This window comes from Burkholderia anthina (genome assembly GCF_001547525.1).
GTDB classification, from domain to species: Bacteria; Pseudomonadota; Gammaproteobacteria; order Burkholderiales; family Burkholderiaceae; genus Burkholderia; species Burkholderia semiarida.
The window spans coordinates 1214898-1227176 of sequence record NZ_LNJP01000003.1; the positions used below are offsets into that span (position 1 = coordinate 1214898).

Consider the following 12279-nt stretch of genomic DNA (forward strand, 5'->3'; position numbering starts at 1 on the left):
GGATCGGGAAAAAGCGGCATCGTGATGAACATTCTTTACACTAATTTCCACGGCGACTATGGCGGCGGACAGGACACCTACGTCCGCGATCTCGCCGTCGCGATGAGCCGTCATCACCGCGTGACCGTCGCGTCGCCGGAAGGCAGCCGCTTGTCGCGACTGCTGAAGGACACTCCCGACGTGGCCATCTTCGACATGGAATTCAAGCCGCGCTGGAACCGGCTGTGCCGGGAGATTCTCCGGCTGCGCCAGCGGATCGCCGCCGAACGCTTCGATGTCATCCACGTGAACGGGTCCGCCGATCACCGGCAGGTCATGCTCGCGCTGCTCGGTTGCCGATATCGGCCCGCGGTCGTGCTGACCAAGCACAACACCTATCGCGCCGACAGCTTCGGCAACCTGCTGCGCGCGCGGCTGGCCACCGACCACACGATCGCGGTCAGCGACTACGTCGCGAGCATGCTCGCGCTGCGCTCGCCATACGGAAACGTCACGGTCGTCAAGCACGGCGTGCGCCGGCCCGCTGCCGAACGACTCGCGGCCGACGAGATCCGCCGCCGCAAGATCGCGCTGTTCGGCGCGTCCGGCGCGGATGCGATCGTGCTGGGCAGCAGCGCCGGCACCGCGCCAGAAAAAGGCTGGATGGACCTGATCGCCGCACTCGGCCGCCTGCCCGAAACCGAACGCGAGCGGTTTCGCGTGCTGCTGGTCGGCGCGGAGCCATCCGGCGAACAGCGCGAGCAGCTCGCGCGGCACGGCATGGCGTCGCGTACTGCGTTCACCGGGCGACTCGACGATGTGCGGGCGCCGTTCTCGATCATCGACGTGTCGTTCGTGCTGTCGTATCACGAGAGCCTGTCGTATGCGTGCCGCGAAGCGATGTCGCTCGGCTGCCCCGCGATCGTGACGCGTGTGGGCGGGCTGCCCGAGAACGTCGAGCCGGGCGTGGACGGCTGGGTCGTCCCGCCACGCGAGCCCGCGGCGATCGAAGCGATCCTGCGCACGATCGCGGAGGATCCGGGCCGCGTCCGCGCGATGGGACGCAGCGCGCGGCTGAAAGGCAAGCGAGAGTTCTCGTTCGACGCGTTCGTCGACGCGACCTTGTCCATTTATCAGCAATCGGTTCGACACAACTCCTCCCGCCGGGTGACCTCGTTGAGATCCGCGAAATGGCAATGAATATCTGGAAGAAGTACTGGGACCTGCGCACGCAGGAGTGTCCGTGCGACGTGCACTTCGTCGAGTGGCTGGAATCCGTGCGCCTCAAGGGCATCCGCATCTATCACTTCGGTACCGGCGGCCACCACCATGTCGGCGTCGAATGCGCGCGGCCGCATCTGAACAACACCGTCTTCGGCGTGACGGCATCGCCGAAGGAATACAAGTCGTACGTCGATCTCGTCACGCGGCAGCCCGAGGTGAGCAAGACCTACCTCGCGTATTTCGGCGACATCTATACGAGCAATTCGAGCCTGCTGCCGACGTTCGACGCCGTCACGCTGTTTCATCTGTGCGAGTTCCGCGACGAAGCGAACAGCCGCTACGGCGCGAAGACCGACGAGGAGGTGCTCGATCTGTTCGCGCGCCATACCGCGCCCAATGGCCATCTGCTGTTCTACAAGGGCTCGTCGGCCTACCGGAAGGCCGAGCCGATCATCACGCGGTGGGCCGCGCATGCCGATTTCGCCGAGATCGGCGACTTCAAGACCCTGCGGATTTTCCGCAAGGCCGCGTAATCCCGCTTTCCTGCGATCCGCCGATGCTTGCGCGCACCCCACGCTATCCGATCCTGATGTATCACCAGATCCGCCCGCTCCCGCCGCCGACCGACCGGCTGCGCAGCCTGAGCGTCGCGCCCGACGCGTTCCGCCGCCAGATGACCTTGTTCAGGCGGCTCGGCTACCGCGGGTTGAGCGTGCGCGAACTGCAGCCGTACCTGCGCGGCGAACGGCAGGGCAAGGTCTTCGGCATCTCGTTCGACGACGGCTTTCTCAACGTGCTGACGCATGCGATGCCCGTGCTCGACGCGCTCGGGTTCACCGCGACCTGCTATTTCGTCGCCGGCCGGTTCGGCGGCGCGAACGACTGGGACGCGGGCGCGCCGACCACGCGCTCGCCGCTGATGACCTGCGAGGACATGCTCGCGTGGCGCGATCACGGCCATGAAATCGGCTCGCATACGCTCGATCACGTCGCGCTGTCGTATGTGCCGGCGCCTGTCTCGGCGTTTCAATTGACCGAATCGAAGCGGCAACTCGAAATGCTGAGCGGGCAATGCGTCGAATCGTTCTGTTATCCGTACGGCGATCTCGATGCACGCGTGCGCGATCAGGTCATCTCTGCCGGGTACGGCAACGCGACGACGACCCGGCGCGGATGCGCCGGTGCGGCCGACGATCCGTTTCTGTTGCCGCGCATCCCGGTGGCGGGCGGGGTCGGGGCCGTGAGGCTGTGGTTCAAGTGCATGAAGGGGCGAATGGCGGGTTGCCGATAAGCGCTTGAGCAGATCGACTGGACGGGCCGGTCTCACCCCGATCCAATCCCGTCTCCTTCGGTGACTCAATTTCCGACCGATTGCAGATCAATGACAAGTATCTTGATCGGTTGCCGGCCCTGCTCGAGGCATCAGTATGCGACGTAAGGCGCAGACCCGCCTTCCGCCGAACGATCCAGACCAAAATAGATTGTCCGACCGTAAAAATAGGGCAGCCCGAGATCTAGCCAGGAGGACGATCCGAAGTGACCCGCGACGTCATTGAATGCATATGTCGAACTCCTCGAGAACAACGTATCTGCGTTTTCCACGGACAGGGAAATCATGCTCACCGTGCCGTCGAGCCCAACCAGGGTCGCGGCATAAGTGGTCGTCGTTGACGGGCAATAGAATTGCGTGTTCCTGGTACACGTAATCTGCGACGAGTCATCGAAGAAATTCGCATTTGATCCGGTATCGAAGAACGCTGTGACTTTCCTGGAAAGGAATGCTCCCGGCACATCACCCGTCGTCGTCGACATCAGCTTCGTGGTGGCACCGAATGCATTGTTGCTTTGCGTGCCGATGCCAAAAATCAACGAACCCGTCGCGCTTTCCCGACCGTCTTCCGAAATCTGCGGCATTTGTACAATCACGCCGTTGTTGTCTACGGCAAATTGACCGACAGGATTGCTGATCTGTTGCGATAGCGGCACGGTGACTTGTTCGCAACTCGAGTTTCCGTCCGCGCACGCGTAGTAGTTGCTCAACGACGCGACCTTTACACAGGTTGCGCCGCAATCATAGGGCGCCGGGCCAATTCCAAGAATGCCGTTTGCACCAAGAACCGTGGCCGAGTTCGCCGATTCATTCCCGTTTGTACAGGAACTTGGCACGTTGTCCGTTCCGAGATCGCCGATGATCTGCACCGGCAAGGAACTCGCACGTTCATCGCCAATGGCAAGATCAATCGTTCGAACCGTGCCCCACGTATAACTCGAAACGAACTTGCCGCACTCGGAAAGCGTCGCTCCGTCGCTCGTGGTTGTTTTAGGCAGACTGTCGATAACGCTCGGAATGGCATCACGTACGATCCGCAAGCCATACGATGCCGTGTCGACGAGCACATTGGACACCACCTGGCAACTTGACGTTCCGGGCGCACAAATCTTGATGTTGACGGTCGGAATGTTGACGACGCGTGCAACGCCTCGCGCAACCGTAATGATGGCGGTATTCCCAGTGTTGCCGTCCGATGTGCCAGAACTATTGGCGCCCGTTTCGCCGGAACCGGAATCGCCGCCGCCGCACGCGACGAGGAAAGCCGCCGAAACGGTCATCAAGCTGAATATGCCGAACCACCGGACGACCGTACGAAAAATGCTCATGATCATTTTCATCGGAGTTACAGGATATCGTTGCCGGTCAGGCCGGACGGAAGCGCGGGCGGCAACCAGGCTTGCCCGGAAAATGCCCCCATGTGCCCTCCTGTCTTGATCACGAGATTGCGCGTCGAAACGGATACCGGCGTACGCCAGCCACGACTTGCATGCGCGGCTTCCACGCCCGCCCTGTAATCGCGAAGATAATTGCCGAACACCGACGCGAGATCGGGAACCGTCGGCCCTTGCCACGCGACGCCGAAGACGATTCCGTCGCCCGATGTGTATTCGCGGATCACGGTTCCAGATTCGAGCGTGGATTCACGGACGATGTACACGGCGGGATTCGTCGTCAGGCCATCGGCCGCCCGATTCGCAGGCCGCATCACACGCACTTTCGCCGCATGATCGGCGGCGGACAGCGATAGCGGTGCGCCGCCCAGTTCGGCGTACGCATGGGGCGTTGCCCATCCCGCGATGAGCGCGGCGGCGTAAACACAGTTAATCGACCTCACATCTCCCTCCCCGGGTAACAGCCGCGTAAGACGGTTCGGGGCGCCCCTGCTGCGAGTTCGCTCCCTTGGGATCAAGTCACCCCCAACGCCGTCGTCGCCGAGAGCGGTAACCAGGCGCCCCGTGGGGGCCGGGCACAACATTTGGTGACATTAAACTCAATACTGATACGTTTGTCACTTATGCCGATAGAGCGCGTGCTCGAACATTTCCTAACGTCGGTGTCACATTCATCATCGGCACCACGTGGGTCATATCCATCACTCGGGTTAGTCATCCTCAATGTTCCGGTCGCACTCGACGCATGTCGCGAGCAAGGATCACGAAACGTCCGCGGTCAGGTCATGCGCCGCTGAAACTCGACGGCGATCGTCACGTCGCTCGCAGGGCAGCACTGCAACATGCGTGCGACGTGTCCTGGCCAATGCGGTTCAGAAGCGGTATCCGACCGACAGGAACGTCACGATCGGATTGACCCGGAATTTGCTGGTGCTCGTGACCGTGCCGACGGATGAGCGGGTAGTGAGCGTGGCGCGCGTCGATACCCACGAATACGCCACCGACGCGTTGATCGACCAGTGAGAATCGATGTTGTAGGTCAGGCCGCCGTTGACGACGGGCGCGAAGGAATTGCTGAGTGATACGGATGTCGGCCCCTCGAGCGCTGTCCCGACGGTCGGCGAGAAATAGATCTGGCCGGTGGAAACGGGGTTGCTGAGCTTGATGTTGCTGAACCACGTGTAGGTGACGCCGGCGCCCAGATACGGCCTGAACCGTGCATTCGGCTGACCGAAGTAGTAGTTGAAGATGATCGCCGGACTCCAGGCCCGCGCGGTCCCCAGCTCGCCGAAACCGCTGAGCGTACCTGCGCCGTTCAAGTGCCATGTCGGCGGAAAACCCATGACCGTCGTCGCCGCGATATGGTCGGTCAGGAAGTACGTTGCGGTCAGTCCGAACGTATCGCCGCTTGCGATCTCCCCACCGCTGCCGGTCATCACTTGTGACTGGCCGAGCGCATTGACGGTCAGCGGATCAGCCGACCCCTGCGGTGCAAAATGGGACCAGCCGGCATTGACTACCCACTGACCGGCTGATTGAGCATGCGCGCCAGAGATGGCGGCGACCAGTACGACGGTTCCTGCGCTGATTCGCTTCACGATTGTCTCCAGATTTTGGACAAGAAAAATCCCGTTTTTATTCACTTCGTATTCCGAATTTATTTGCTTACGTCAACCCCAAACATTCCGAGCATCGACAATCACTGATGTTCGGGTTCGACAGAAGTCGAAAAGGCAAACGGGAAGCGGCCCAGCACCGTATTGGTCTTCGCTATCTGCGCGCGATCGCTCAGCGCCACATGCAACGCGAGCCCGCGCGCCGGGTCGTCCACCATGCTCACCCGCGCACCCTCGACGCCGGCATCTTTCAGCGCGGAGATCAGTGCGTCGAACGTCTCCCATCGTTTGAGTTCGGGCTTGAAGATCTTGCCGACCGCCGTGAGCGGCATCGCATCGACGATATGAATCCGCTTCGGAATCGCGGCACGCTCGCCGATCGAGCTGCGTATGAACGTGTCGAGCTCCGTCTCGGTTGCCATTGCGCCGGCTTTCAACTGCACGTAGGCGACCGGCAGCTCGCCTGCATGCACGTCGGGACGTCCGACTGCCGCGGCGATCTGCACTGCCGGGTGGCGGTGCAGCGGTTCCTCGATCGTCGCCGGATCGATGTTGTGCCCGCCCCGGATGATGAGCTCCTTGCGGCGCCCCGTGAGCCAGAAGTAGCCCTGCGCATCGCGCCGCGCGAGATCCCCGGTGTTGAGCCACTGCCGGCCGTCGCCGAGATCGAGCCACAGGCTCTTGTTCTGATCTTCCTGAAGGTAGCCCGCGAACACGTTCGGCCCTGAAATCGTCAGCACACCGACTTCGTTCTCGACGCAATCGCGCACGTAGCGGCCGGCGTCGTCGAGTATCACCGCCTTCATCATCTGGCCGGGGATGCGCAAACCGATCGAACCGAGACGCCGTTCACCGCCTGGCGGATTGACGCTGCTCACGCATGCGCCCTCGGTGAGCCCGTAACCTTCGAGAATCCGGACCCCGGTGCGATCCTGGAACGTACGGAATACTTCCACGGGCATCGGCGCGGCGCCGCAGAGCCCATACTCGAGCGAGTCGATATTCCGGCCGTCGACGGGCACGTCGAGCAATGCCGAATACAAGGTCGGCACCGCGCTGAAGAAGTTGATCCTGTGGTGCTCGACGATTTCCCAGAACCGTTTGACAACGCCGTCGCCGCGATAGCCCTGTGGCGTACCCAGCACCACATGTGCGCCGCGCGAGAACGGCACCAGGCCCGTTGCCAGCACGGCATTGACATGGAACAGCGGCAGTCCGCAGAAAACGGTCTTGCCCGGGCCCATCCCGGCGCCGACGACCTGCCCGACGCTCCACGCATTGGCCACCTCGTTGCCGTGCCGGCGAATCGCGATTTTCGGCAACCCCGTCGTGCCGCCCGTGCAGAAGTAGGACGATATGTCGTCGGCTTCGAAACGCCGGGGGATCAGCAGCGAATCGCCGGATTCACGCGACATCGCACGGTCGAAATCGTGGATCTCGATGTGGCGAGGAACGGCGCCGCGCACGCCCGCGCGCCCGTGCAACTGCTTGCATTCGCGACGCTGCATCGCGCGTGCGGCCATTCGGCGCCACCCCTGCACGCGCTCGGCCAGATCGATCAGGACGAGGCTTTGCAGCGACGGCACCTGGCTCAGGACGGGATGGATCTTCGACCAGATATCCGTTCCCGGAAAGGGCGCCAGCGTCACCAGCACTTTTGCGTTTGCGGCCTTGAGCAGCGATGCGATCGCCGGCCCCTCCAGCAACGGATTGATTGCGCATACGATCCCGGCCGCTTCGCCGCCCCAGATGACGAAATGCGTCTCCGGCAAGTTCGGCAGCACGTAGGCGACCACCGAGTGGCGATCGATGCCCAGGCGCGAAAACAGGTTCGCGGCGCGGGTGATATCCCGCAGAAGCGCCGAATAGGTCCAGCGCAATGGCTTGCGATGATCGTCGGCGCGCAGGAAAAACGACAAGGCCGGCGCACTCGGGTCGATCGCCGCACCACGGCCGATCATCTCGTAAGTGCTGGCCGGGAGGTCGTCGGGCGGCCCCTGGTTTTCGATCCGAAGCACGTCCGCTTCGGTTGCGATGGCGTTCATGCGCGCTCGTCCACGATTCGGTTGCGTTGCACACCGAGGTCGATCGCCCCGTCCGTGCTCCGGATCCGTGCTTCGACCAGATCCCCGGCCTTCAGGTACTGCGGGCGAGCGGCCTGAACCTTCGCGAACATCCGCCACTTCATGTGCTCGGGCAGCAACGCGGCAATCCGTTGCTTCGCCGGCGACGGAATGCTGAGCGCGCATCCGGACGGCGTGCCCGTTGCAAGCAAGTCACCGGCGTTCAGATCCTGAACACCCGAAAGCTCCGTGAGCGTTTCGGCCGGACCGTACACGAGGTTCCCGGTCGAATCGCTCTGCCGCACTTCCCCGTTCACGGTCAGTGTCAGTGTCAGCGCGCGCAGCCGCGCGATATCGCCGGCCTCCAGCAGGCACAGATACGGCCCGACCGGCCCGAACGTTCGATAGCTTTTCCCCTTGTAAAACTGCATTTGGGGAATCTGGATATCGCGTGCGGAATAGTCGTTGACGATCACGAGGCCAGCCACGTACTCGTGCAGGTTCTTGTCCGTGATGGCTTGCCGAGACGTGATATCGCGGCGAAGCACGAGCCCCAGTTCGATCTCGTAGTCGAGAAACCGCACATGTTGCGGCCGGATGACGTCGGAATCGGCGGCGACGATGCAACTGGTCGCCTTCGTGAAGATCATGTTGAACGACTTCGCGTCCGGGTTCATGCCGGACTCGATCATGTGCTGGCGATAGTTCGCGCCCTGGCAAACGAACCGTTGATTGCGCGTGACCGGCGACAGCCACTCGACGTCCGACTCGGAAATCGTTTCTCCATCGAGCGCGGCGAGTTCATCGATCCGATGGGCTCGCACGAATTCGCCGGTCGTCGGGTAGTCGCCCGGTATCGGCGTGATCCGGTGATGCCTCACCACGCCCCATTGGGCGCGCCCCTGATGCCGGTAGTGCAAGACGTGCAATGCCATGAAGATGCCTCGAACAGGTCTGAGTGAAGATGAAGGTCACGCAAACAGCTTCGCGAGCGTGCGCAGCTTCGCGAACGTGACGTCCGGACTGGTCCGGAGGTTTCGGATGAGCGACGCGATGCTCGCGGCAGTGATCTTCGGTTTGGTGAAGCTGCGCGGCATCCGGGGGCCCCATTGCGACATCGCTTCACGGCTGACTTCGTGGATGCCCGTCGCCACGTCCGCCGTGAACATGTCCCCATCGCAATAGTGTTCGTGCTTGTCGCCCCACGGGTCCTGCCAATAGTCGAAGACCTGGCTGCCGAGAATGTGGCGCCCCATTCCCCATGCGTGCGTCCATCCTCTTTCGCTCAGCACACGCTGCCCGACCCCCACGGCATCCGCGTCAACCAGCTCGAATGCCGAGTGGCTGTACAGCGCTGCGAACCCCTGTGCCAATGCCAGGGTATGGTGATCGGCGGGCGTCGCCCCGCGATCGAGTCGCAGGAACGCGACGGCGGGCGAGCCATCCGGCAACACCTGAACGTCGCTCGGGATGAAGCCGAAGTGAGACGTGTACCACGCGCAGGTCGCCTGGAAATCGGCGAGTTCGAGCACGACATGACCGAGGCGAATCACTTCCGGCACTTCCAGCGGCGGACGCTGGGTATCGTTCACGCGAACGATGGAATCGGGCGAGTTGAACGGTAACGCCGACCGGTGCGGCAGGGCGCCGGCCCGCGCTTGTCCCGCGACTGCGTCGACACGAAAACCCGACGGATCGACGAGCGTGACGCGATGCCCGCCACCGGGCCACGGCGACGGCTCCACGTCCGACGCGCCCGGCACGTCGGCAAGCTTTCGCAGTGCGTCGATGCCGTCGACTTCGAGCCCGAAGCCGACGAAGCGGTTTTTTTCAGCCCGCCGGACGACGTAGCAGAACGGTGTGGCGGCCGTGCTCCGAAGGAACAGATGGTCGCCGTCACGGGATACCGTCCGCAGGCCGAAATCGTTGAGAAATCGTTCGGCCCGCTCGAGATCGGGACGCTCGAACATCAGATAGGAAAGCGCCCGGGCCTTCGTCGTCGGCTGGGGGCTCCGTGCGGGTTGTGCAGTAGTGAGCTTCATGGGGGCCTCAGGAAATCGGCTGGGCAATGTGATCGGTCAGCGACGACAACGACGTGCGCGCACCAAGCAACCGCAGGGATTCGAGAACGAGACGGGTCGAGTCGGCTACCGGGCCTTCGTGCAGGACCGTTTTGTCCGGCCGAATCACGGCCGCCCAGCCGAACCGCACGACACCCGGCATGAACGTACCGTCCAGGTCTTCCCATCCGTCGTTGTCGATGCGATGAAGGCGCTGCCCGCGGTGCACGACCCGCACCACGACGCCACCCGCCGCAATGAACGCGGCTCGTGCGCCGGCGTCGAGCTCGACGCCTGGGTCCCGTCCGAATCCGATCAACGCGAGACCGCTACCGAACACGTCGTCGCTCAGGCGGATCGCGCCATCGTGCTTGCGCAGCCATCCCTGCGGCAGCGCCGCGCCGCGTACGAGCCGCGTGGATGAATGGCCGGGGACGAACAGACCGCTCCGGAACGCATTCTTCGGCTTGATTCCGAGCTCGTCGAAGTGATTCCGCAGCGGCGGAACGAGCCGTGTCAATCGCATCAGACCATGCGTGAACAACGCGATCCCGGCATTTCGCGGCATCACGAGCTTCCCCATGAATTTCGCGACGCCGATCATCGCCTTCGCGTGCGGCCGGCGTTCCAGATCGTAGGAGTCCAGAATTTTCTGGGTTGCGTGGCCTTTGACGACCCACGCCAGTTTCCAGCCGAGATTTGCGGCATCGCGCAGACCGGCGACGAGCCCCTGGCCGACGAACGGCGGAGTGATATGGGCGGCGTCGCCCGCGAGAAAAACGCGCCCTTTGCTGAACGTCGTGACGGTTCGGGCATGAAAACGGTACACGGCCTTGCGTTCGATCACCATGTCCTCGATGCCGCCCCACGGCGCGAGCAGTTCGCGGATGCGTTCGTCGGATTCCATCTCCTCTCGCGTCTCGCCGGGATGGAGCATGAATTCCCAACGCTCACGCCCGCCGGGAGCGGTCATATGCGGCGTCGGCCGCCGGTGGTCACAGATGAACTCGACATGGTCGATGGGTCGACGCACGTTTCGCGCGTCGACAATCAACCAGTCTTCCGCGAACGTCTTGCCTTTGAAATCCTGTCCGATCAACTGGCGCACGATCGAACTGGCACCATCGGCACCGACGACGTAGCGAGCGCGCACGACGTGCCGCGCGCCCTGCCCGCCGTCGAGCGTGGCGGCGACGTGATCGGCGTGCTCGTCGAGCGAGACGAGCGTCACACCCAGCGCCATTCGGGCGGTGCGGTGCGCGGCCAGTCGGGCACGCAAGCATCGCTCCAGGTCCGGTTGATAGAACGTCACGAGCTTCGGATGGCCATCGACGCTCCCCAGCGTATTGATGCGTCCGAACTCGCCGAACCAGGGAGAGCGCATCCGGACGTACGGGATCGCCACCGTATCGAGGTCGGCTTCGTTCACCCCGATGTACTGCAGGATGCGAAGCGCGTCGTTGTCGAGCGCGATCGCACGCGGCGCCATGAAGATCTCCGCCGCCCGGTCGACGACAAGCACACGCACGCCATCCCGGCCAAGAAGCGCGCCGATCGCCGCGCCGACGGGGCCGCAGCCCACCACCAGCACGTCTACATCCGATGGCAAGTCGCGGCCGCCGGCACAGCTCGCGTTGTCGTTGCCTTCATGGACGCCCGGCTCGCACGTCAGTTTTGTCTCCACCACCGTTCCGTCTCCCATTCTCGGGACTGGCCACTGCCGGCCGTCCTGATGACATTAAAGTCATAATTGATAACTTTGTCAATTTTGACGTTCGAACGTATACTCGAACACCGAAACCATGCGCACGCCGATGCCCAACACTTCTTCCCGTCGCACCAGAACACCGTCGCCGGCCGTCTCGAACGGGCACGCGCCGTCGAGCCCCGAGGTTCGCGAGCCGCGGGGCGCGCGCCGCAAGCGCGAGACGCGCGCGCGCTTGCTGGATGCCGCCTTTGTACTCATGGCGCAAAAGGGGATGGAAGGCGTCGCGATCAATGAAATTACGGAAGCCGCGGACGTGGGCTTCGGGTCGTTCTATAACCACTTCGAATCGAAAGAAGCGATTCATGCCGCGGTTCTGGAAATCGTGTTCGAGGAGTTCGCGGATACCCTGGACCGCATCGCAGGCAGCCTCACCGACCCGGCCGAGATCATTTCCGTGTCGCTGCGCCATACATTGCTGCGAGCCAGAAGCGAGCCGGTCTGGGGACAATTTCTCCTGCGCGAAGGGTTGTCCATGCGAGCGCTCAGCCGCGGCCTCGGACCGCGGTTGTTGAGGGATATTCAGAAAGGCATCCTCGCGGGAAGATTCTCGGCAAGCGACCCGCTGATGAGCGTGATTACGGTCGGGGGCGCGGTACTGACCGCCATTGCGATCGAGCTCCGATTCGATGCGGACGAGAAGCCGGTTACCGACATGTTGAACATGATCGGGTACAGTCAGAACGGCTTTGCCGAGCGTGCAGCTTCATCCCTTTTGCAGACGTTGGGTGTGCCGCGAACTGAAGCGACAGAGATTGCGAATCGCCCGTTGCCGCCCGCTGTGACGTCTGCGCCCGAGGAGTCGCCGGAGCGCTAGCGATCTATCGTTCGTCTGGGATAGGTAGAAC

Annotated in this window: 11 protein-coding genes; 4 read left to right on the forward strand and 7 right to left on the reverse strand. The window is 62.9% G+C overall.

Features of this window, described 5'->3' with window-relative positions:
- Positions 1–24 precede the first annotated feature (24 nt).
- Genes WS64_RS25580 through WS64_RS25590 form a run of 3 tightly spaced genes read left to right on the forward strand, consistent with a single transcriptional unit; the run spans position 25 to position 2494 of the window.
- Positions 25–1179 carry a glycosyltransferase gene (locus WS64_RS25580; protein ID WP_060968110.1) on the forward strand — a complete coding sequence of 385 codons (1155 nt, stop codon included), beginning with the start codon at positions 25–27 and terminating at the stop codon, positions 1177–1179.
- Positions 1176–1736: a hypothetical protein gene (locus tag WS64_RS25585; RefSeq protein ID WP_059645100.1), complete on the forward strand. Its 561-nt coding sequence runs from the start codon at positions 1176–1178 to the stop codon at positions 1734–1736. Before WS64_RS25580 ends, WS64_RS25585 begins: the two co-directional genes overlap by 4 nt.
- A 23-nt stretch (positions 1737–1759) precedes the next feature.
- On the forward strand, positions 1760–2494 hold the full coding sequence (locus WS64_RS25590) for a polysaccharide deacetylase family protein (RefSeq protein WP_060968111.1): 735 nt from the start codon (positions 1760–1762) through the stop codon (positions 2492–2494).
- A 131-nt stretch (positions 2495–2625) separates the two neighbouring features.
- Here the strand turns inward: WS64_RS25590 and WS64_RS25595 are convergent, their stop codons facing one another.
- The 7 genes from WS64_RS25595 to WS64_RS25625 all read right to left on the reverse strand — a co-directional run bounded on the left by WS64_RS25595 (position 2626) and on the right by WS64_RS25625 (position 11368).
- Positions 2626–3861 (reverse strand): DUF3443 domain-containing protein, encoded by a 1236-nt coding sequence (locus WS64_RS25595; RefSeq protein WP_059645289.1) that lies wholly within the window; start codon positions 3859–3861, stop codon positions 2626–2628.
- Between the two features lie 17 nt (positions 3862–3878).
- Positions 3879–4370 carry a DUF2844 domain-containing protein gene (locus WS64_RS25600; RefSeq protein ID WP_059645094.1) on the reverse strand — a complete coding sequence of 164 codons (492 nt, stop codon included), beginning with the start codon at positions 4368–4370 and terminating at the stop codon, positions 3879–3881.
- A 429-nt stretch (positions 4371–4799) separates the two neighbouring features.
- Positions 4800–5525: an OmpW/AlkL family protein gene (locus tag WS64_RS25605; protein ID WP_006480084.1), complete on the reverse strand. Its 726-nt coding sequence runs from the start codon at positions 5523–5525 to the stop codon at positions 4800–4802.
- Positions 5526–5626: 101 nt separating this feature from the next.
- A complete protein-coding gene (locus WS64_RS25610; RefSeq protein WP_060968112.1) occupies positions 5627–7588 on the reverse strand; it encodes an acyl-CoA synthetase in 1962 nt (653 codons plus the stop codon).
- On the reverse strand, positions 7585–8541 hold the full coding sequence (locus WS64_RS25615) for a fumarylacetoacetate hydrolase family protein (protein WP_060968113.1): 957 nt from the start codon (positions 8539–8541) through the stop codon (positions 7585–7587). The genes WS64_RS25610 and WS64_RS25615 overlap by 4 nt, the downstream gene beginning before the upstream one ends.
- 36 nt (positions 8542–8577) lie before the next feature.
- Positions 8578–9648 (reverse strand): VOC family protein, encoded by a 1071-nt coding sequence (locus tag WS64_RS25620; RefSeq protein WP_059645086.1) that lies wholly within the window; start codon positions 9646–9648, stop codon positions 8578–8580.
- A 7-nt stretch (positions 9649–9655) separates the two neighbouring features.
- Positions 9656–11368: a bifunctional 3-(3-hydroxy-phenyl)propionate/3-hydroxycinnamic acid hydroxylase gene (locus tag WS64_RS25625; protein WP_059645083.1), complete on the reverse strand. Its 1713-nt coding sequence runs from the start codon at positions 11366–11368 to the stop codon at positions 9656–9658.
- Between the two features lie 100 nt (positions 11369–11468).
- Between WS64_RS25625 and WS64_RS25630 the strand changes: the two genes are divergently transcribed.
- Positions 11469–12248 carry a TetR/AcrR family transcriptional regulator gene (locus WS64_RS25630; RefSeq protein ID WP_081059331.1) on the forward strand — a complete coding sequence of 260 codons (780 nt, stop codon included), beginning with the start codon at positions 11469–11471 and terminating at the stop codon, positions 12246–12248.
- Positions 12249–12279 lie beyond the last annotated feature (31 nt).